General features: G+C 61.9%; 21 protein-coding genes. 7 read left to right on the top strand and 14 right to left on the bottom strand.

Annotation, left to right across the window (positions count from 1 at the left end):
- Window positions 1-31 precede the first annotated feature (31 nt).
- From pqqB to pqqE, 4 genes are read left to right on the top strand one after another with little or no spacing between them, the layout of a single operon-like run.
- A complete protein-coding gene (gene pqqB / locus HBO19_RS13250) occupies window positions 32-943 on the top strand; it encodes a pyrroloquinoline quinone biosynthesis protein PqqB (RefSeq protein WP_169953780.1) in 912 nt (303 codons plus the stop codon).
- 10 nt (window positions 944-953) lie between these two features.
- Window positions 954-1,706 carry a pyrroloquinoline-quinone synthase PqqC gene (gene pqqC, locus HBO19_RS13245; protein ID WP_170057637.1) on the top strand — a complete coding sequence of 251 codons (753 nt, stop codon included), beginning with the start codon at window positions 954-956 and terminating at the stop codon, window positions 1,704-1,706.
- On the top strand, window positions 1,703-1,978 hold the full coding sequence (gene pqqD / locus HBO19_RS13240; protein ID WP_032858571.1) for a pyrroloquinoline quinone biosynthesis peptide chaperone PqqD: 276 nt from the start codon (window positions 1,703-1,705) through the stop codon (window positions 1,976-1,978). The genes pqqC and pqqD overlap by 4 nt, the downstream gene beginning before the upstream one ends.
- Window positions 1,950-3,101, top strand: a complete 1,152-nt coding sequence (pqqE, locus tag HBO19_RS13235; protein WP_170042214.1) for a pyrroloquinoline quinone biosynthesis protein PqqE — start codon at window positions 1,950-1,952, stop codon at window positions 3,099-3,101. The genes pqqD and pqqE overlap by 29 nt, the downstream gene beginning before the upstream one ends.
- 5 nt (window positions 3,102-3,106) lie before the next feature.
- Here the strand turns inward: pqqE and HBO19_RS13230 are convergent, their stop codons facing one another.
- The 4 genes from HBO19_RS13230 to HBO19_RS13215 form a co-directional block, all read right to left on the bottom strand.
- Window positions 3,107-3,265, bottom strand: a complete 159-nt coding sequence (locus HBO19_RS13230) for a YqaE/Pmp3 family membrane protein (RefSeq protein WP_010207008.1) — start codon at window positions 3,263-3,265, stop codon at window positions 3,107-3,109.
- Window positions 3,266-3,363: 98 nt separating this feature from the next.
- Complete coding sequence (locus HBO19_RS13225; RefSeq protein WP_170042213.1) at window positions 3,364-3,684, bottom strand: DNA-binding transcriptional regulator; 321 nt, start codon at window positions 3,682-3,684, stop codon at window positions 3,364-3,366.
- The gene (locus HBO19_RS13220) at window positions 3,668-4,033 is read right to left on the bottom strand and encodes a type II toxin-antitoxin system RelE/ParE family toxin (protein ID WP_170057636.1); all 366 of its coding nucleotides are present in this window, start codon (window positions 4,031-4,033) and stop codon (window positions 3,668-3,670) included. The genes HBO19_RS13225 and HBO19_RS13220 overlap by 17 nt, the downstream gene beginning before the upstream one ends.
- 231 nt (window positions 4,034-4,264) lie before the next feature.
- Window positions 4,265-5,536 carry an aminotransferase class III-fold pyridoxal phosphate-dependent enzyme gene (locus HBO19_RS13215; RefSeq protein ID WP_170057635.1) on the bottom strand — a complete coding sequence of 424 codons (1,272 nt, stop codon included), beginning with the start codon at window positions 5,534-5,536 and terminating at the stop codon, window positions 4,265-4,267.
- A 206-nt stretch (window positions 5,537-5,742) separates the two neighbouring features.
- Between HBO19_RS13215 and HBO19_RS13210 the strand changes: the two genes are divergently transcribed.
- Entirely contained in the window at window positions 5,743-6,663 is a 921-nt protein-coding gene (locus tag HBO19_RS13210) for a LysR family transcriptional regulator (protein WP_170057634.1), read from the top strand.
- A gap of 227 nt (window positions 6,664-6,890) precedes the next feature.
- Here HBO19_RS13210 and HBO19_RS13205 read toward each other — a convergent pair whose 3' ends face one another.
- From HBO19_RS13205 to bioB, 10 genes are all read right to left on the bottom strand, one after another.
- Complete coding sequence (locus HBO19_RS13205) at window positions 6,891-8,669, bottom strand: acyl-CoA dehydrogenase C-terminal domain-containing protein (RefSeq protein WP_169953767.1); 1,779 nt, start codon at window positions 8,667-8,669, stop codon at window positions 6,891-6,893.
- 155 nt (window positions 8,670-8,824) lie between these two features.
- Entirely contained in the window at window positions 8,825-10,609 is a 1,785-nt protein-coding gene (locus HBO19_RS13200; protein ID WP_169953766.1) for an acyl-CoA dehydrogenase C-terminal domain-containing protein, read from the bottom strand.
- A 90-nt stretch (window positions 10,610-10,699) separates the two neighbouring features.
- Window positions 10,700-11,992, bottom strand: a complete 1,293-nt coding sequence (locus HBO19_RS13195) for a GGDEF domain-containing protein (RefSeq protein WP_169953765.1) — start codon at window positions 11,990-11,992, stop codon at window positions 10,700-10,702.
- A 207-nt stretch (window positions 11,993-12,199) separates the two neighbouring features.
- Complete coding sequence (locus HBO19_RS13190; RefSeq protein WP_029296902.1) at window positions 12,200-14,005, bottom strand: phenylacyl-CoA dehydrogenase; 1,806 nt, start codon at window positions 14,003-14,005, stop codon at window positions 12,200-12,202.
- Window positions 14,006-14,291: 286 nt separating this feature from the next.
- Window positions 14,292-14,573 (bottom strand): pyrroloquinoline quinone biosynthesis protein PqqE, encoded by a 282-nt coding sequence (locus tag HBO19_RS13185; protein WP_169953764.1) that lies wholly within the window; start codon window positions 14,571-14,573, stop codon window positions 14,292-14,294.
- Window positions 14,574-14,680: 107 nt separating this feature from the next.
- The gene (gene bioD, locus HBO19_RS13180; protein WP_170057633.1) at window positions 14,681-15,361 is read right to left on the bottom strand and encodes a dethiobiotin synthase; all 681 of its coding nucleotides are present in this window, start codon (window positions 15,359-15,361) and stop codon (window positions 14,681-14,683) included.
- Window positions 15,358-16,170, bottom strand: a complete 813-nt coding sequence (gene bioC / locus HBO19_RS13175; RefSeq protein ID WP_169953762.1) for a malonyl-ACP O-methyltransferase BioC — start codon at window positions 16,168-16,170, stop codon at window positions 15,358-15,360. The genes bioD and bioC overlap by 4 nt, the downstream gene beginning before the upstream one ends.
- Window positions 16,163-16,894, bottom strand: a complete 732-nt coding sequence (locus HBO19_RS13170) for an alpha/beta fold hydrolase (RefSeq protein ID WP_169953761.1) — start codon at window positions 16,892-16,894, stop codon at window positions 16,163-16,165. The genes bioC and HBO19_RS13170 overlap by 8 nt, the downstream gene beginning before the upstream one ends.
- Entirely contained in the window at window positions 16,887-18,065 is a 1,179-nt protein-coding gene (gene bioF, locus HBO19_RS13165; RefSeq protein WP_170057632.1) for an 8-amino-7-oxononanoate synthase, read from the bottom strand. Before bioF ends, HBO19_RS13170 begins: the two co-directional genes overlap by 8 nt.
- Window positions 18,066-18,221: 156 nt before the next feature.
- Window positions 18,222-19,277, bottom strand: a complete 1,056-nt coding sequence (gene bioB / locus HBO19_RS13160; protein ID WP_169953757.1) for a biotin synthase BioB — start codon at window positions 19,275-19,277, stop codon at window positions 18,222-18,224.
- Window positions 19,278-19,369: 92 nt separating this feature from the next.
- Between bioB and HBO19_RS13155 the strand changes: the two genes are divergently transcribed.
- Window positions 19,370-20,107: a ComF family protein gene (locus HBO19_RS13155; protein WP_170057631.1), complete on the top strand. Its 738-nt coding sequence runs from the start codon at window positions 19,370-19,372 to the stop codon at window positions 20,105-20,107.
- Between the two features lie 65 nt (window positions 20,108-20,172).
- Window positions 20,173-20,937: a TOBE domain-containing protein gene (locus HBO19_RS13150; RefSeq protein ID WP_170042275.1), complete on the top strand. Its 765-nt coding sequence runs from the start codon at window positions 20,173-20,175 to the stop codon at window positions 20,935-20,937.
- Window positions 20,938-20,955: the final 18 nt, after the last annotated feature.

Here is a 20,955-nt window from a genome sequence, read left to right as displayed (position 1 = left end):
TTTATTTTGAGTCTTGTGTGAAGGAGCGGCGATGTTTGTCCAGATTCTAGGTTCGGCGGCCGGTGGCGGTTTCCCGCAGTGGAACTGCAACTGCGTGAACTGCGCCGGCTTTCGCGACGGCAGCCTGCGGGCCCAGGCACGAACCCAATCGTCCATCGCCCTGTCCGACGATGGCGTGAACTGGGTGTTATGCAACGCCTCGCCGGATATCCGCGCGCAACTGCAAGGTTTTGCGCCGATGCAACCGGGCCGAGCACTGCGCGATACCGGGATCAGCGCAATCATCTTGATGGACAGCCAGATCGACCACACCACCGGCCTGCTCAGCTTGCGCGAAGGCTGCCCGCACCAGGTGTGGTGCACCGACATGGTCCACGAAGACCTGAGCACCGGATTCCCGCTGTTCACCATGTTGACTCACTGGAATGGCGGCCTCGATTGGCAGCGCATCGAGCTGGATGCCAGCTTCACTATTCCCGCCTGCCCCAACCTGCGCTTCACCCCGCTGCCTCTGCGCAGTGCCGCGCCGCCCTACTCGCCCCATCGGTTCGACCCGCACCCCGGTGACAATATCGGCCTGATCGTCGAAGACCTGCGCACCGGCGGCAAACTGTTCTACGCCCCCGGCCTGGGCAAGGTAGACGCGCCGCTCTTGGAGATCATGGCCGGCAGCGACTGCCTGTTGGTGGATGGCACGATGTGGGATGACGATGAAATGCAGCGCCGTGGCGTCGGCACCCGTACCGGCCGCGAAATGGGCCACCTGGCACAGAACGGCCCCGGCGGCATGCTGGAGGTACTGGAGCAACTGCCCAAGCAGCGCAAGGTGCTTATCCACATCAACAACACCAACCCGATCCTCGACGAAGACTCTGCCGAGCGAGCCGAGTTGGCGCGGCGCAATGTAGAAGTAGCCTACGACGGCATGAGCATTGAACTGTAGGAGAGCCCCAATGACCGATACACCGCTGAACCCCGCCGACTTTGAACAGGCCTTGCGGGCCAAGGGCGCCTTCTACCATATCCATCACCCCTACCATGTGGCGATGTATGAAGGCCGGGCCACCCGCGAGCAGATCCAGGGCTGGGTCGCCAACCGGTTCTACTACCAGGTGAACATTCCGCTGAAAGACGCCGCGATCCTGGCCAACTGCCCGGACCGGGAAATCCGCCGCGAATGGATCCAGCGCCTGCTCGACCATGATGGCGCCCCCGGCGAAGACGGCGGTATCGAAGCCTGGCTGCGCCTGGGCCAGGCCGTAGGCCTGGACCCGGATCAACTGCGCTCCCAGGAACTGGTGCTGCCCGGCGTGCGGTTTGCCGTCGATGCCTACGTCAATTTCGCCCGCCGGGCCAGTTGGCAGGAAGCCGCCAGCAGTTCGCTGACCGAGCTGTTCGCCCCGCAGATCCACCAGTCGCGCCTCGACAGCTGGCCCCAGCATTACCCATGGATCGACCCTGCCGGCTACGAGTATTTCCGCACCCGCCTGGGCCAGGCCCGACGTGATGTAGAGCAGGGGCTGGCGATCACGCTTGCGCACTACACCACCCGCGCCGGCCAGGAGCGGATGCTGGAGATTCTCCAGTTCAAACTGGACATCCTTTGGAGCATGCTCGATGCCATGAGCATGGCCTACGAACTGAACCGCCCGCCTTATCACAGCGTGACCGCGCAGCGGGTCTGGCATAAAGGGATCACCCTATGAGTTTTGACCGCAGCAAAAAGCCGACGTGGCGCCAGGGCTATCGCTACCAGTACGAGCCGGCGCAGAAAGGCCATGTGTTGCTGTACCCCGAAGGCATGATCAAGCTCAACGACAGTGCTGCGTTGATTGGTGGCTTGATCGACGGTGAGCGCAGCGTGGCAGCGATCATTGGCGAGCTGGAGCAGCAATTCCCCGGCGTGCCCGAACTCGGTGAAGACATCGAGCAATTCATGGAGGTCGCACGTGCAGAGCACTGGATCGAACTTGCCTGAAAAGCCCGAGATTGGCCTGCCGCTATGGTTACTTGCCGAGCTGACCTACCGCTGCCCGCTGCAGTGCCCGTATTGCTCCAACCCGCTGGACTTCGCCGAACAAGGCAAGGAGCTGAGCACCGAACAGTGGATCAAGGTGTTTCGCGAGGCCCGGGAGATGGGTGCGGCACAACTGGGGTTTTCCGGCGGTGAGCCGCTGGTGCGCCAGGATCTTGCCGAACTGATCGGCGAAGCCCGCAAGCTGGGGTTCTATACCAACCTGATCACCTCCGGCATCGGCCTGACCGAGCAGAAGATCAGCGACTTCAAAAAGGCTGGCCTGGACCATATCCAGATCAGTTTCCAGGCCAGCGACGAGCAGGTGAACAACCTGCTGGCCGGCTCCAAAAAGGCCTTCGCACAGAAGCTGGAAATGGCCCGGGCGGTCAAAGCTCATGGTTATCCGATGGTGCTGAACTTCGTCACTCATCGACACAATATCGACAAGATCGACCGCATCATCGAACTGTGTATTGCCCTTGAGGCGGACTTTGTCGAGCTCGCCACCTGCCAGTTCTATGGCTGGGCCCAGCTTAACCGCGTCGGCTTGCTACCGACCCAGGCACAACTGACCCGCGCCGAACGCATCACCAACGAATACCGCGCCAAGCTGCAAGCCGAAGGTCACCCCTGCAAGCTGATCTTTGTCACGCCGGACTACTACGAGGAACGCCCGAAAGCCTGTATGAATGGCTGGGGCAGTATCTTTCTGACAGTCACACCAGACGGCACCGCCCTACCTTGTCACGGCGCCCGACAGATGCCGGTGCAGTTTCCCAATGTGCGCGACCACAGCATGCAGCACATCTGGTACGACTCGTTTGGTTTCAACCGCTTTCGCGGCTACGACTGGATGCCCGAGCCGTGCCGCTCGTGCGACGAGAAGGAAAAGGACTTCGGCGGCTGCCGCTGCCAGGCCTTCATGCTGACTGGCGACGCCAGCAACGCCGACCCGGTATGCAGCAAATCCGCCGATCACGGGATCATCCTCAATGCCCGGCTCGAAGCCGAGCACGCCACGCAGACTATCGAGCAACTGGCTTTTCGCAATGAGCGAAACTCCCGGCTGATCGCAAAAGGCTGAAGGTTTCAGCGCTTGGCGATGATGTATACCGCGTGAATGATGCCCGGGAAGTAACCGCACAAGGTCAGCAGGATATTCAGCCAGAACGCGCCGGCGAAGCCCACTTGCAGGAACACACCCAATGGCGGCAACAGGATGGCGATGATGATACGAATGATATCCATGGGTTCAGCTCCGAAAAATCGGCTCGTGTGAGCCGTACAGCTAATCGACCCTGGCCGCGCGTGAGGGTTCAGTGGAATCTGGCACCGGGCCATCCTCCTCAGGCGAGGATCTCCAACCCGTGCTTTTGCACGATGCTCAGCAACTTGAGCGCCATGCCGCTGGGCTGCTTCTCGCCGGATTCCCATTGCTTGATTGTCGACGCACTGGTGTTCAGGTAACGGGCGAACACCGGTTGGCTGACATGACTGCGCTCGCGCAGTTGCTTGATCTGGTCGGCAGGTATCTGCGCCGGCACAGGCGCAATGCACATCTCATCAAACTCACGAAGGGTGGTCTTGCTGATGGCGCCGATCGAATGCAGCGCGCTGGCCGATTGGTGGATGGACTCCAGTGCTTCACTTTCATATTTTTTGCTCATGATGTATCTCCACAAACTCCCTGAGATCCAGTAACTGCTGGATCTGTATTTCGTTTAAGCCCTCATAGGCCTTTGCCAATGCCCTAAACCCAGCCAATTCCTTGAGGCTGATATTGCTCTGGTCTTGTTTGGCGAACAGAAACTGATAAGCCCAGTAATGCCTGCCCTTCGCCAGGACGATCGAACGATGACGGTTGTGATTGAGGCGTTTCTTCCAAACTCCGCCGCCCAAATTATCCGCCTGCCCCCTGAGCATTTGGCCAAATGCCTCGCCCAATTCCATATCACCGATCCAGGCTTTGCGGGCAACCTCAGCAAAATGCCGGCTTTTGAACAGCCTGAGTTTCATAGGCATCCATTCCTCACAAACATACCACCCAGTGGTATAGATTAGAAAGAGCGCATACAAAAATCCTTGCGCCCTACCGGCACTCCCTGCCGGTGCCCGCTAAAAGCCATTTATTTCGATGAGGCTCAAGCCTCCTTTTCAATCCAAAAATTACACACAAAAAAACGCCCCCAACCAAAAAAATCAGGCTGGAGGCGCCGCGTATAACGCGAGACGGTTCAGGAATAAAGGTTAAACAGCAATGCCCTTGCGGCACTGCAGTTGGGTGGTATGCACACGGGAAAAAGCGCGGGCCAGACGCAGCAGCATTTCGTCAATATTGCTCTTGCTCACCGTCAGCGCCGGGGTAAAGCGCAGGCAGTCGGGTTGGGGGGCATTGAGGATAAGACCTTCATACAGTGCCGCCTTTACCACCGCATCTGCCGAATCATCTGGCAAGCCCAGGCCCAACAAAAGGCCCTGGCCCCGCAGTTCGCCCTGGCCATAGCGGTGGGCAAGGCGCGCCAGGCCTTCGCCCAGGTATTGGCCGGTATCACGCACGTGTTCGAGGAAGCCGTGACCCAGCAGGCTATCGAGCACGGCGACGCCGGCAGCGGCCATCAGGGCATTGCCGTGATGGGTACCTTCCAGCTCGCCCAGCTCAAAGCAGCAGGCCTTGCCGCGAGCCAGCAACGCCGCCAATGGCACTCCGCCGCCCAGGCCTTTGCCCAGGGTGACGATATCGGCGCGCACGCCGTAGTGTTGTTCGGCCAGCAAGGTGGCGCAACGGCCCATGCCGGTCTGCACTTCGTCGAGGATCAGCAGGATGCCCAGCTCCCGGCACAGCCGCTCCACGCCCTTGAGGTAATGCTCGGTGGCCGGAATGACGCCGGCGTCGCTCTGGATCGGCTCCAGCATGATCGCCACGGTGTGCGCATCGACTGCGGCATGCAGGGCTGGCAGGTCGTTGAACGGTACGTGGCAGAAGCCCGGCAGTTGCGGCTCGAAACGATTGTCGCCAGAGGCCGCCAGTGTAGACAGGCTGCGACCATGACAAGCGTTGCTGGCAGTGATGATGCGATAGGCGCCACTGCGATGCAGTTGGCCCCATTTGCGCGCCAACTTGATGGCCGCCTCGCAGGCTTCCGCACCGCTGTTGAGCAGGTAGGCCTGGTCGCTGCCGGTGCTGTGGCACAGGCGGTCCACCAGGTTCAGTTGGCTGCGGTTGTGCAGGCCGCTGCCAGGGTTGATCAGCGCCTGCGCCTGGTCGGCCAACGCGCGCACCAATACCGAAGGGCTGTGGCCAAGGCTGTTGGCAGCACCGCCTTGGGTAAAGTCCAGGTAGGCACGGTCTTCACTGTCCCATAGCCAGGATCCCTGGCCGCGTACGAAAACCTGTGGCGGACGGGCCACGGTGGGCATCAATGATTGGCTGGAAAGCTCATCACACAGCATCGGGGTTTTCGCGTCCAGTAACAGATCATCCAGGCTCGGTGCCGGGCGTCGCAGGTTGAACAGGTTCATGCCTGCACACCCCGCAGGTTGTTGGCAACCCTGGATTGGCGCAAGCCCGTCACGTCGTTTTTTGCCTTGCCTATGTAAACACCATCGCTGTAAACGGTATTCATCTCGCTTCTTGGCCCTGTAAGCCCTGTGAATAGGCGCTAGACTAGGCGCCTTGGGGGCGTACAGCCATTTCGATTTTCCAGCTTTTTCGATAAGCATTACTTATGGATTTCAAGCAACTGCGTTATTTCGTCGCGGTGTACGAGGAAGGCCATGTCGGCCGGGCTGCAGAGCGCCTGTCGATCTCCCAGCCGGCCTTGTCACAGCAAATCCGCCAGCTGGAGCAGAACCTCGACGTGAGCCTGTTCGAGCGCAGCAGCAAACGCCTGTTGCCGACCCTGGCTGCCCACACCTTGTACAACCACGCCCTGCCATTGCTCGATGGCATGCAGCAAGCCGTCGAGGCCCTGCGCCACTTCAAGGGCCAGGCGCTGCGTACCTTGGCCATCGGCGTACTGCAAACCGTGCATACCAGCCTGGTACCGCAGATGCTGGAACGGGTACGCAAGGCCCAGCCGCACCTGGTGGTGCAGATCTACGAGTTGACGGGCCTGGAGATCGAACGCCGCCTGCTCAACGGCTCGCTGGACATCGGCATCAGTTACTTGCCGGCACGCCAGCCCGGTTTGCACGGTGTGCTGCTGTATGAAGATGAACTGAAAGTGGTCATCCCATCCGACCATCCCTTGCGTGAATTCAAGAAGGTCTCCCTCAAGCAAGCGGCGGAACTGCCCATGCTGCTGCTGGGGGAAGAGTTCCAGGTCAGGCAGATCTGGCAGGCACAGTTGGCGAATCTGGGGCGCCGGCCACAGGTCCAAGCGGAGCTGAACACCATGGTGGGGATTCTCGACAGCCTGCCTCATACCAAACTGGCGACGGTACTGCCTGGCCGCTCCCAGGACGAACACAGCAGCCAAGCGCTCTTGTGGAAGCCCTTGAGCGAGCCACGGGTGCCGCTGAAGGTGGGGTTGGTGTGTCGGGATGTGCAACGGCAACAGGCGACGCTTGAGTTGCTGCGCACCTTGCTCGAAGACGTGATGAACGGTCCCCATGGGCCGTCGGCCACAGTAGACGGGCTGGCCTGAACTTTTTCGCAGGCAATAAGAAAACCCCGCCGAAGCGGGGCTTTGCAGACTGTTTCCCTGACATCCATTTCACTCCGCCACCCTGGCAGAATCCTACGTGTCCCTGTTGTTGCTTTGCGCTTCCTGCGCGACGTCCATGTGAAGTAGATTAGCTGTGGATCCAATCTGGCGATAGAGGACGATTAGCAGCACGTCACGTAAGAGAATGCTTACACGCCCTCCCCCGCTTAGAACTGCGCTTCGTCCAGCAAGAACAGCGATTCACTGCCGGCTTTGACCGAGGCGCTCAGGGAGTTAATGCGCGGCAGCAGGCGGGCAAAGTAGAAGCGCGCCGTCCCCAATTTGCTGGCGTAGAAGTCTTCCTGGGCCTCTTTACCCAAGGCCGCCTTGGCCATCAGCGCCCACATGTAGGCATAGGCCATGTAGCCAAAGGCGTGCAGATACTCCACCGAGGCCGCGCCGATTTCATTCGGGTTGGTCTTGGCGCGGTCCAGCACCCAGGCGGTCAAGGTGTCGAGCTCGTCCACCGCAGCGCTCAGGGGCTGGGTGAACTCAGCCAGGTCGCTGCTGGCAGTGCTGATGAAATGGCGGATCTCATCGGCAAACAGGGTGTAGAACGCCCCGCCGCTGCCAACGATCTTGCGCCCCATCAAGTCCAGCGCCTGGATACCGTTGGTGCCTTCGTAGATCTGGGTGATGCGCACATCACGCACCAGTTGCTCCTGGCCCCACTCGCGAATGTAACCATGGCCGCCGAAAATCTGCTGGCCGTGCACGGTGGTTTCCAGGCCCAGGTCGGTGAGGAACGCCTTGGAAACCGGGGTCAGCAGCGCCACCAGGTCATCCGCGCGCTTGCGGGTCGCGGCGTCTTCGCTGAACTTGGCGGTGTCCAGTTGCATCGCCACATAAGTGGAGAACGCCCGGCCACCTTCGTTTGCCGCCTTCATGGTCAGCAACATGCGACGCACGTCAGGGTGATTGATGATCGGGTCGGCGATCTTGTCCTTGGCCTTGGGGCCGGTCGGCGAACGGCTTTGCAGACGGTCACGGGCGTACTCAACAGCGTTCTGGTAAGAACGCTCGCCAGTCGCCAGCCCCTGGATGCCGACGCCCAGGCGCTCGTAGTTCATCATGGTGAACATCGCCGCCAGGCCACGGTTCGGCTCGCCGACCAGGTAGCCAACGGCTTCGTCGAAGTTCATCACACAGGTCGCAGAGGCCTGGATGCCCATCTTGTGTTCGATCGAGCCACAGGTCACTGGGTTGCGCGCGCCCAGGCTGCCATCGGCATTGACCATGAACTTGGGCACCAGGAACAACGAGATGCCCTTGGGACCGGCCGGGGCGTCCGGCAACTTGGCCAGCACCAGGTGGATGATGTTGTCGGTGAGGTCGTGTTCGCCACCGGTAATGAAGATCTTGGTGCCGCTGACCTTGTAGGAACCGTCCGCCTGAGGCTCAGCCTTGGTGCGAATAATCCCAAGATCGGTACCAGCATGCGGTTCGGTCAGGCACATGGAACCGGCCCACACCCCTGCGTACATATTCGGCAGGTAGGTGGCTTTGAGTTCGTCACTGGCGTGGGTATTGATCGACACGCAGGCGCCGGACGTCAGCATCGGGTACAGGCCAAACGCCAACCCCGAGGAGTTGATCATTTCTTCGACCTGGGCCGATACGGCCTTGGGCATGCCCATGCCACCGTAGGCTGGATCGCCACCAACGCCGACCCAGCCGCCTTCGGCGTAGGTCTTGTAGGCTTCGGGGAACCCGGCCGGGGTAGTGACCACGCCGTTGTCCCAGCGGCAACCTTCTTCGTCGCCGCTGCGGCTCAAGGGGGCGATGGTCTTGGCGGTGACTTTGCCGGCTTCCTCAAGGATCGCCTCGACGGTTTCAGCATCCACGGTCTCGGCCAGGGCCGGCAGTTGCGCCCACAGCTTGGCAACCTCGAATACTTCGTTGAGGACGAAGCGCATATCGCGCAGCGGCGCTTTGTAGTCAGCCATGGCAAACCTCGTGAGAACGTTAAAAGTGATTCGGTAGGATCGGTTTCACAGACCCAGAGTGTAACCGAACAACTTTTGTGACACATAGGGTCTGCTTGTGACCAACAAGTATTTTTCAGTCACAACGATCCCTGTAGGAGCCGGTAACCCGGCGCCTACAAGGCGAACAGTTCGGCAGGCAGGCTCATCAGGCAGTCACTGCCCGCTTCCACCGCCGCGCGATGGGCACTGGTGCGCGGTAACAGGCGCTTGAAATAAAACTCGCAGGTCGCCAGCTTGCCCCGGGCGTAATCGCCATCGCCATTGCCCGCATCCAACTGCGCCTGGGCCACCAGGGCCATGCGCAACCACAGGTAGGCGTGGATGATGTAACCGCTGTACATCAAGTAATCCAGGGCGGCGGCGCCGACTTCATCGGGGTTTTTCATCGCGGCCATGCCGACCTTGGTGGTCAATTCGCCCCATTGCTGGTTCAGCTCATTGAGCTGCGTGACCTGGGCCTTGAGTTGCGGGTGCTCGGCATGCGCCGCGCAAAACTTATGCACAATTTTGGTAAAGCCACGCAGCAACTTGCCCTGGCTGCCCAGCACCTTGCGCCCCAGCAAATCCAGGGCCTGGATACCGTTGGTGCCTTCGTAGATCGGCGCGATCCGACAATCGCGCACCAGTTGCTCCATGCCCCACTCACGGATAAAACCGTGGCCACCAAACACCTGCATGCCGTGGTTGGTCACTTCCAGGCCGGTTTCGGTCATAAAGGCTTTGCAGATCGGCGTGAGGAACGCCAGCAAATCCTCCGCTTCCTGGCGTTGCTGCGGGTCGTCGCCCAGGTGCGCGGTGTCCAGCAGTTGCGCGGTGAAGTAAGTCAGGGCGCGGTTGCCTTCGTTGAAGGCTTTCATGGTCAGCAACATGCGCCGCACATCGGGGTGCACGATGATCGGATCTGCCGGCTTATCCGGCGCCTTGGCGCCCGTCAGGGAGCGCATCTGCAAGCGGTCGTTGGCGTACTTGATCGCGCCCTGGAAGCTCGCCTCCCCCAGGCACAGCCCCTGCATGCCCGTGCCCAGGCGCGCATGGTTCATCATGGTGAACATGCAGTTCAGGCCCTTGTTGGCCTCGCCAATCAAGTAACCCTCGGCACCATCGAAATTCAGCACGCAGGTGGCCGAGGCCTTGATCCCCATCTTGTGTTCGATGGAGCCGCAACTGACCCCATTGCGCGCCCCGGAATCGGCGAGGAACTTGGGCACGATAAACAGCGAAATACCCTTGGTGCCAGCAGGCGCATCCGGCAACTTGGCCAACACCAGGTGGATGATGTTTTCGCTCATGTCGTGCTCGCCGGCGGAGATGAAGATTTTGCTGCCGGTTACCGCGTAGCTGCCATTGGCCTGGGGCACGGCGCGGGTCTTGATGATGCCCAGGTCCGTGCCGCAATGGGCTTCGGTCAGGCACATGGTGCCCGTCCACTGGCCGGCGGTGAGTTTGCTCAGGTAGGTGTCTTTTTGCTCTGCGGTGCCGTGGGCATGGATCGCCGACATGGCGCCGTGGGTCAGGCCCGGGTACATGCCCCAGGAGGTGTTGCTGGAGCCGATCATCTCGCTGAGCACCAAGCCCAGGGAAGACGGCAGGCCCTGGCCGCCGTAGGCCGGGTCCGCCGCCAGGCCGTGCCAACCGCCTTCGACGTATTGTGCGAAGGCTTCCTTGAAGCCTTTGGGGGTGGTCACCACGCCATTGTCGAAATGGCAGCCTTCTTCGTCCCCCGTACGGTTCAACGGCGCAAGCACGTTCTCGCAGAACCTGGCGCCTTCTTCGAGGATCGCGCTGACCATATCCGGGCTGGCCTCGGTGGCCCCCAGGGCAGCGTAGTGAGCTGGGAAATCAAACACGTGATCGATCAGAAAGCGCATGTCGCGCAGGGGGGCTTTATAGGCAGGCATGGTGATGTCTCCGGCGGCAGATTGTTTAAACCTACTGCCGCCAGGAGGCCCGGACAATCACTGTACAGGCGCTGAATACATCACCATCACTCAACCGGCAGCGCCCTGCATGCGCACCGCGCCACGGCGGTTCTGGCCAGCCGCCACCACGCAGTTACGCCCGGCGCCCTTGGCGTTGTACAGCGCCTGGTCGGCGCACTTGAGCACTTCTTCCGGGGTGCGCTGCTCGGCCTGGCGCTCGGCGACGCCGATGCTCACGGTGACCGAGACACTGGAATCGCCGCCGCCCGAACGGCGCTGGCGACCTTGGTGGTCGTCCTGGGGGCGACTGTCCTGATTGCGCAACTTGATGTGGTAGTTGGCAATGATCTCGCGGATTTCTTCCAGGTGCGGCAGGCATTCATCCAGGGTCTTGCCGGCAAACACCACGGCAAACTCTTCGCCGCCATACCGATAGGCCCGGCCACCGCCGCTGACTTTCGACAGTTTGCTGGCGACCAACCGCAGCACCTGGTCGCCGACGTCGTGGCCGTGGGTGTCGTTGAAGCGCTTGAAGTGGTCGACGTCGCTCATCGCCAGCACATAGTTGCGCCCCAGGCGCTGCATGCGTTCATTGAGGGCGCGGCGTCCCGGCAGGCCGGTGAGTTCATCGCGAAAGGCCATCTGATAGGCCTCATGGGACACACCCGCAGCAATCATCAACATCACCTGGCTGCACATGATGTTCAGGGTGAATGGCAGGATGAAAGTCTGCGGCAACATCCAGAACATTCCCAGCAACCCCACCAACTGCGCGGCGTGCAGCGGCCGAGGCTCGCGCCAGTACTGCGCCGCCAATGCGACAAAGCCCAGCAGGAACATCGGGTATGACAGTTGGATCAGGCTCATCCACGCGCCATGCAGCGCCGGCCAGCGAATCTCCGCCAGCCAGTTGAGCAACGGCCCCGGGTAACTCTGCTCCAGGCCCAGGGCCACGCTGCCGACGGCAAGCAGCACCGCGCAGCGTGCGACAAAGTCGCGGAACAGGTGGGTTTTCTCCTGCCACAAGGCATAGATGCTGAACAGCAGCGGCAACAGCAGGCACACCAGGTGGAACACCACGGCGGCGTCTTCGCGCACGCGGCCATGGTCACGATAGAAATCGGTCTGGGTGTCCAGCAGGAAGTAGGCGACGTACACCGTCACCATCAGGAACAGTTCACGCTGGCGACGGTACACCGCGCAATAGGCACCGCCCAGCAACAGCACCAGGGTCGGCAGGACGTTGAACAGCGAGGTGAAGAAAACGCTGAGGTCCTTGACGTAAGCAGCCGACAACCCCGCCAGCAATAACAGCAACGATGGTAGGAAATGACTGAAACGTACAGCGGACGCGCGCGACAAGGGTAAAGCTCCGACCCACAAAAAAAGATGGCATAGTGCCTTCATTGCTCACAGTTAAGCACATTCAATGTGACCTGCATCACATTGCCATCACTGTAACGGCAGCAAGGAGCAATCCCTGAGCGCGCCGCTCAGGTTTTTTCAGCCTCCCACAAAAAAGCCGCCGCTCCCGAAAGAGCGGCGGCTTGGCAGGGAACCGGCCTAGGCTTAGTAGCCCAGGTCGAAGTTCTCTTCTTTCATGTCCATCAGGTTGTTGGCGCCCGACAGCATGGTGGCTACGTGGGTGCGGGTACGCGGCAGGATGCGCTGGAAGTAGAAGCGCGCTGTCTGCAGCTTGGCGGTGTAGAAGCCTTCTTCGCTGGTGCCGGCAGCCAGTTTTTCGGCAGCCAGGCGTGCCATGTCGGCCCAGAAGTAAGCCAGGCAGGCATAACCGGAGTACATCAGGTAGTCCACGGAGGCGGCACCGACTTCTTCACGGTCCTTCATGGCCGCCATGCCGACCTTCATGGTCAACTCGCCCCATTCCTTGTTCAGTGCAGCCAGCGGTGCGACGAACTCGCTGACCGCTGCGTTGCCTTCGTTGGCCTGGCAGAACTTGTGCACGATCTTGGTGAAGCCCTTGAGCGCTTCGCCCTGGGTCATCAGCACTTTACGGCCGAGCAGGTCCAGGGCCTGGATGCCGGTGGTGCCTTCGTACAGCATCGAGATGCGGCTGTCGCGAACGTTCTGCTCCATGCCCCACTCGGCGATGAAGCCGTGGCCGCCGTAGATCTGTACGCCGTGGTTGGCGGATTCAAAACCGACTTCGGTCATGAACGCCTTGGCGATCGGGGTCATGAACGCCAGCAGGCCATCTGCCTGTTTCTTGGCTTCGTCGTCGGTGCCGTATTTGACGATGTCCACTTGCTTGGCGGTGAAGTACACCATCGCACGGTTGCCTTCGGCGAAGGCTTTCATGGTCAGCAGCATGCGGCGTACATCAGGGTGCACGATGATCGGGTCAGCGGCCTTGTCAGGCGCTTTCGGGCCAGTCAGGGAGCGCATTTGCAGGCGGTCACGGGCATATTTGAGGCCACCCTGGAAACCGATCTCGGCGTGGGACAAGCCTTGCAGCGCGGTACCCAGGCGAGCGGTGTTCATAAAGGTGAACATGCAGTTCAGGCCTTTGTTCGCCGGGCCGATCAGGTAACCGGTGGCCGCGTCGAAGTTCATCACGCAGGTGGCGTTGCCGTGGATGCCCATCTTGTGTTCCAGGGAACCACAGGACACCGCGTTGCGCTCACCCACCGAACCATCGGCGTTGGGCAGGAACTTAGGCACGATAAACAGCGAGATGCCTTTGGTGCCAGCCGGAGCATCCGGCAGGCGGGCCAGTACGATGTGGACGATGTTGTCGGCCATGTCGTGCTCACCGGCCGAGATGAAGATCTTGGTGCCGGAGACTTTGTAGGAACCGTCGGCCTGAGGTTCGGCCTTGGTGCGCAGCATGCCCAGGTCGGTGCCGCAGTGCGGTTCGGTCAGGCACATGGTGCCGGTCCACTCGCCCGAGACCAGTTTGGTCAGGTAGGCATCTTGCTGCTCGGGGGTGCCGTGCTCGGAAATGGTATTCATCGCGCCATGGGACAGGCCTGGGTACATGCCCCACGACCAGTTGGCTTCACCGACCATCTCGCTGACGGCCAGGCCCAGGGATTCCGGCAGGCCTTGGCCGCCGTGCGCGACGTCGTGGGCCAGGCTCGGCCAGCCGCCTTCGACGAATTGCTTGTAGGCTTCTTTGAAACCAGTAGGGGTTTTAACGCCTGACTCGCTCCAGGTGCACCCTTCGATGTCACCGACGCGGTTCAACGGGGCCAGCACTTGCTCACAAAACTTGGCGCCTTCTTCGAGAATGGCGTCAACCATGTCTGGGGTAGCGTCCTGGCAAGCCGGCAGACTCTGATAGTGCGCTTCGTAGCCGAGCAGTTCGTCACGAACGAAGCGAATATCACGCAAGGGGGCCTTGTAGTCAGGCATAGCGATAAACCTCTGCTGATGAATCCTGGAATGAACAACCGCGTGGATTTGTTGTAGCGGTCAAACAGTTGTTTGAAACATACGTTTACGACCAATCCTTGTCAAGCGCCCAGCGGCTGCCGTTTGTCATGACGCAGGTCAACGCCAGGCGCGACGAGGCCTGCAGCGTGATGCCGCACAGGATTTCGAGGGGGAAAAATGGCAGGAGCCGGCTGGCCGGCGATTGCGGTGTGCCAGGCAGGCCGCGATCGCCGGCCAGCCGGCTGCTACAGGAGAGTCAGGGGGATCAGGCGTAGGTGTCGATCAATGTGCCGAGCATTTCGTCGGAAGCCTTGGCGACTTTCGCGCCCAGCTCCACCTGGAACTTGCCTTCGGCCAGTTCCACCATATTGCTCGCCGAGTCGGTCGGCTGGCCGCGATTGACCGCTTGCAAACGGTCATTCTGCGCATCCGAAGGCTGGCTGGTGGCGGCACTGGCGATTTTGCCGGCGGCCTGGTCGACGCGGTTCTGCCCGGCCTGGATAGTGTTCAGGCCCGAATAAAACGCGCTACTTCCAGAGATGTCCATGGCGTGCACCTGCCTTGCAATCAATCGTGAACCCTTATTGAAGCAGACAATCTGGCAAAAGGCCCGTCAATAACACTAATGGCATAATGCCTTATCGCTAGGAAAAACTAATCAAGCAAGTCCAGTTGCAGGTACTCGGCCACCGCTTCGGCCGTGGGCTGCTTGAGGCGCGGCACCCGGCCCAGGCACGGCGCCGGCAGGCGTTCGGCCAAGGTGGCGAGGTTTTCTTCCAGACGGGAGGTCTTCGGGTCGATGATATTGGCCACCCAGCCCGCCAACGGCAGACCGTCCCGGGCGATGGCTTCGGCGCTCAACAGTGCGTGATTGATACAGCCCAGGCGCACGCCCACCACGAGGATCACCGGTATCTGCAAGGCCTTGGCCAAGTCCGACAGGTTGTCCTGGTCAGCCAGCGGCACGCGCCAGCCACCTGCACCTTCGATCAGGGTGAAATCCGCGTGTTTTTCGAGGATGTGCTGCATCGGCTTGAGCAGGGCCTGCACGGTCAACGCCACGCCAGCTTCACGGGCCGCCAGGTGCGGCGCGATGGCGGGCTCGAAGGCCAGTGGATTGACCTCGGCATAGGTAAGCGGCAACGAGCACTCGGCCAGCAAGGCCAGGGCATCGGCGTTGCGCAAGCCACGGGGCGTCACTTCACAGCCCGAGGCCACCGGCTTGCCGGCGGCGGTACTCTTGCCCGCTTGCCGCGCGGCGTGCAGCAGGCCGGCCGCAACGGTGGTCTTGCCGACATCGGTATCGGTGCCGGTAATGAAATAGGCAGCGCTCATAGTGGTTTCTCCAATACGGCGTACACGACTTGATAGGTTGCCGGCAGGCCCTGAGCCTGGCGGAACTGCTCATAGGCCTGCACCAGTGCAACAATCCGCGCGCGGCCCGTCAAGCCACCCGGGCGTCCCGGGTTCAGATTATGCGCGCCCAAGGCTTTCAATTCGTGGGTCAGGCTGCGCACATCCGGGTAATGCAGTACATGGGGGCGCTGCTCCAGGCTCACCACACGCAAGCCACTGGCCGCACACAGCTGTTGATAAGCACTGAACGGGCGGAAGCGATTGACGTGCACCATCCCGTCCGCCGCCCGCCAACTTTCGCGCAGCTCATCCAGGGTGCCGACGCACAGGCTGGCAAACGCCAGCACCCCGCCAGGCTGCAGCACGCGCCGGGCTTCGCTGAGCACCGCGGCAAAATCGGCACACCACTGCACCGCCAGGCTGGAAAAAATCAGCTCGCAGCTGCCGTCCTGTAGCGGCAAACGCTCGGCATCCCCGGCGATAAAATGCTCGGCACCGCCCAAGGGCCGTGCGTGATGGAGCATACCTTCGGCGATATCCAGCGCCAGGCCTTGGCCCTGGGCAAACGCCTGGTTCAATGCGCGGCTGAAGAACCCGGTGCCGCAGCCCAGGTCGAGCCAGCGCCGGGGCTGCAACGTCGACGGCAAGCGCCCGAGCAACTCGCCGCCCACATCACGCTGCAACGCGGCCACGCTGTCATAACTGGCCGCCGCCCTGGAAAACGACGCCGCGACCTGGCGCTTGTCGGGCAAGGCGCCCGGCAGTGGAGGATGGGACAAATCAGTCATCACCGCACTCATGCAAAAAAGCCTGGATCGCCCCCGCCACTCCGTGGGGGTTATCCAGTAGGAAAGCGTGGCCGGCCTGTTCAATCAGACCGACTTCAACATCTGGCAGTAACTTCAACAGGTCAGTGGCCGCCTCACAGGGCACCAACTCGTCCAGGCCGGCAAACAGATGCAACTGTGGGCCACGAAAAGCCTGCAAGGCCTCGCGGGTGTCCAGTTGCGCGAGCAGCTCAAGACCGCTCATCAATACACTGGACGGGGTAGCCGGCGCGCTGCTGACCAGCAAGCGCGCGATGCCCCGTGGGTCTTGCGTACCCTTGGCGCACAGCAGGCCGAAGCGTTTGAGGGTGACTTGCGAGTCGGCATGGCAGCCGGCCAGGAACCCATCGAAAGCCTGCGCCGCCATCCCATTGGGCCAGCCCTCATGCGCCACAAAACAGGGGTTGCTGGCCAAGGTCAGCAAGCCGCAGCAGCGCTCGCCGCGCCGTGCCGCCAACTCAGAGGCGAGCATCCCGCCCAACGACCAGCCGCCCAGCCAGGCGTTATCCGGCAAGGTGGCGTCGAGTTCGTCGAGCCATTCGTTCAGGTCGCCGCCCGGCAGCGCCGGCAGTGGTTCGATATCCACTCGCAGGCGCTCGTCCAGACCGCGCAACGCGGCGGCCAAGGGCTCCAGCGGCGAGACACCCAGGCCCCAGCCGGGAAGCAATATCAGTCGGTCACGCATGGTCGGACTCCCGGCCTGACAAGCGGAAACACTCATCCAATGCGTTTAACAATAGCTGCACCTGCGCCTCGCTGTGGGCCGCCGTCAGTGTCACGCGCAAGCGCGCGCTGCCGGCTGGAACCGTGGGCGGGCGGATGGCGGTGACCATAATCCCGCGCTCGCGCAGCATCTGTGACAGGCGCATCGCCCGGCCACTGTCGCCAACCATGATCGGCTGGATCGGCGTGAAGCTGTCCATCAACGCCAGGCCGATCTGTTCGGCGCCCTGGCGGAACTGGCGGATCAGCGTGCGCAGATGCTCGCGCCGCCAGTGCTCGCTGCGCAGCAGCGCCAGGCTTTTCAGGGTCGCGCAGGCCAGCGCTGGCGGTTGGCTGGTGGTGTAGATGTACGGGCGGGCGAACTGGATCAGGCTTTCGACCAGATCCTCACTGCCAGCCACAAACGCCCCGGCGGTGCCAAAGGCCTTGCCCAGGGTGCCGACCAACACCGGCACATCCTCCTGGCTCAGGCCGAAATGCTCGACGATCCCGCCGCCCGTGGCGCCCAGCGGTCCGAAGCCATGGGCGTCATCCACCATCAACCACGCGCCTTTGGCCCGGGCTTCGCGGGCCAGGGTCGGCAGGTTCGCCAGGTCGCCGTCCATGCTGAACACGCCGTCGGTCACCACCAGGGTATTGCCGCAGGCCTTTTCCAGGCGCTTGGCCAGGCTGACCGCATCGTTATGCAGATAGCGATTGAAGCGCGCACCGGACAGTAAACCCGCATCCAGCAGGGACGCGTGGTTGAGCCGGTCTTCGAGCACCGTATCGCCCTGCCCCACCAAGGCGGTGACGGCACCGAGGTTGGCCATGTAACCGGTGGTGAACAGCAGCGCACGCGGGCGCCCGGTGAACTCGGCCAGCGCTTCCTCTAACTCATGGTGCGGAGTGCTGTGGCCAACCACCAAGTGCGAGGCGCCACCGCCCACGCCCCAGCGGGCCGCGCCGGCCTGCCAGGCCTCGATGACTTGCGGGTGATTGGCCAGGCCCAGGTAGTCGTTGTTGCAAAAGGCCAATAACGGCTGGCCGTCCACCACCACCTGCGGGCCCTGGGGGCTTTGCAGCAGCGGGCGCTGGCGGTAGAGATGGTCTGTACGGCGGGCAGCGAGGCGCGCGGCGAGATCGAAAGACATGCTGGCCTCGATAAATCAGGTTGAATCCGACCCACTGTGGGAGCTGGCTTGCCTGCGATAGCGCAGGGTCAGTCGATCAATCAGGTGACTGATAGGTCGCTATCGCAGGCAAGCCAGCTCCCACATTTGGATTGCATTCCAATAGGGAGAAGGGGTTCAGACGGCAGCGTTGTAGAACTGCTCGCTGCTTTTCTGCTCGACCAACGCCTGCTCAATCGCCGCCTGGTGCACTTCATCGGCATGTTCTTCGCGGGCTTCGGGCAGGATGCCCAGGCGCGAGAACAGTTGCATGTCCTTGTCCGCCTGCGGGTTGGATGTGGTGAGCAATTTATCGCCATAGAAGATCGAGTTGGCACCGGCAAAAAACGCCAGGGCCTGCATCTGCTCGTTCATCGCTTCGCGGCCAGCGGACAGGCGCACATGGGATTGCGGCATCAGGATGCGCGCCACGGCGAGCATGCGGATAAAGTCGAACGGGTCGATATCCTCGGCATTCTCCAGCGGCGTACCGGCCACCTTGACCAGCATGTTGATGGGTACCGACTCCGGATGCTCCGGCAGGTTGGCCAGTTGGATCAGCAGGTTGGCGCGGTCGTCCAGGGACTCGCCCATGCCGAGGATGCCGCCCGAGCAGATCTTCATCCCCGAATCACGTACATACGCCAGGGTTTGCAGGCGCTCGCTGTAGGTGCGGGTGGTGATGATCGAGCCGTAGAACTCCGGCGAGGTGTCCAGGTTGTGGTTGTAGTAGTCGAGGCCGGCCTGGGCCAGGGCCTCGGTCTGGTCCTGGTCAAGACGCCCGAGGGTCATGCAGGTTTCCAGGCCCATGGCCTTCACCCCTTTGACCATCTGCAACACGTAAGGCATGTCTTTGGCCGACGGGTGCTTCCAGGCCGCGCCCATGCAGAAGCGGGTCGAACCGATGGCCTTGGCGCGCGCAGCCTCTTCGAGGACTTTCTGCACTTCCATCAGCTTTTCTTTTTCCAGGCCGGTGTTGTAGTGGCCCGACTGCGGACAATATTTGCAATCTTCCGGGCAAGCGCCGGTCTTGATCGACAGCAAGGTGGACACCTGCACGCGGTTGGCATCGAAATGCGCGCGGTGCACGGTCTGCGCCTGGAACAACAGGTCATTGAACGGCTGGACGAACAGGGCTTTGACTTCGGCCAAAGACCAGTCGTGACGCAAGGTGGCAGTGAGGCTGGCGCTCATGGGCGATTCCTTGTTTATGCTTGGGCAAGCGCTGTGGGTAGGGCAATACCCACAGGCACGACACGGATGCTCGGCATATTTAAGGAAGATTCATGCACTGTCAACCTGACTACAAACATGAGGTTTACATCTGGCTAAAAAGCAACCAGATGTGCCTGCTCTGCGATGAAGCCACACATTCAGCCGCGACCCTGTGCAATACCTGCGAAATCGACCTGCCGTGGCTGACGGACGGCTGCGAGGTGTGCGCCCTGCCCTTGCCGATCAGCGGGCTGGTCTGCGGCCAATGCCAGCGCTCGCCGCCCGCATTCAGGCAAGTGGTCGCGCCCTGGACCTATGGCTTTCCGCTGGACAGCCTGATCAGCCGCTTCAAGCACCAGGGCAGATGGCCGCTGGGGCAGATGCTGGCCAGCCTGTTACGCCAATGCCTGCAAGACCGCTTCGACAACACCGAACTGGCCCGCCCCGACCGCCTACTCCCGGTGCCGATGGCCGCTAAACGCCTGCGCCAACGCGGCTACAACCAGGCCGCCATGCTCGCCCGCTGGCTGAGCCGGGACCTGGACCTGCCCCTGGATGAACACCTGCTGTTGCGCCCCCATGACACCGTTGCCCAGCAACAACTGGACGCCAAACAGCGCCAGCGCAACCTGCTCAAGGCCTTTGCCCTGGCCCCCGGCGCGCAGGTGCAGGGCCAGCACCTGGCACTGGTGGACGATGTGCTGACCACCGGCGCCACCGCCCACAGCATGGCCCGCCTGCTGATGCAGGCCGGCGCGCGCCAGGTTGACGTGTATTGCCTGGCGCGCACGCCCAAGCCCGGCACATGACTTGACTCTGGCGGCGCGTGCCCGCAACGTCCCGGGTATTCCAAGCCAGTGTGCAGCCGTTCGCCATGCCTTTACCGTCCCTGTTGAGCCAACATATTGTCCGCCGCCCGCAGCGCATCGCCTTGCTGCAACATATCGCCGAGCAAGGCTCCATCACCCGCGCCGCAAAAAGTGCCGGCTTGAGCTACAAGGCCGCGTGGGATGCCATCGATGAGCTGAACAACCTGGCGCAAAAGCCCCTGGTCGAGCGCAGCGTCGGCGGCAAGGGCGGCGGTGGTGCGCGACTCTCGGCAGAAGGTGAGCGGGTGTTGCGCCTGTATCAGCGCCTGCAAACCCTGCAAGCCCAGGTGCTGGAAGCCGCCGAAGACGCCAGCGACCTCAACCTGCTGGGCCGCCTGATGCTGCGCACCAGCGCGCGTAATCAATTGCATGGCCAGGTGGTCGCCATCGACAGCCACGGCCGCAATGATCGAGTACGCCTGGAACTGGCCGGTGGCTTGACCCTCGATGCCCAGATCACCCATGACAGCACCCTGCGCCTGGAACTGGAAACCGGTACGCAAGTAGTGGCCTTGATCAAGGCTGGCTGGCTGGAGCTGATCGCGGCTGACCAGGCGCCGGTGCCTGGGTTTAACTGCATGGGCGGCCAGGTCGAGGCCATCCTTGATGCCGATGATGGGCCCAGTGAGGTGCGCATTGTCTTGCCCAGTGGCCTGGTGCTGTGCGCGTTGGCAGCGCCCGAGCAGCTCAAGGCGCTGGGGGCGGGTGAAGGCACGCAGGTTCAGGTGCAGTTTGCGCCGAGCAATGTGTTGTTGGGCACGCCGGTTTAGCTGATCTTCAGGGCCCAT

It is taken from the genome of Pseudomonas sp. WS 5021, from assembly GCF_012985535.1.
In the GTDB taxonomy this organism is placed as follows: Bacteria; Pseudomonadota; Gammaproteobacteria; order Pseudomonadales; family Pseudomonadaceae; genus Aquipseudomonas.
The sequence above is the reverse complement of the archived record's forward strand: the minus strand, read 5'-3'. Positions and strand labels throughout refer to the sequence as shown.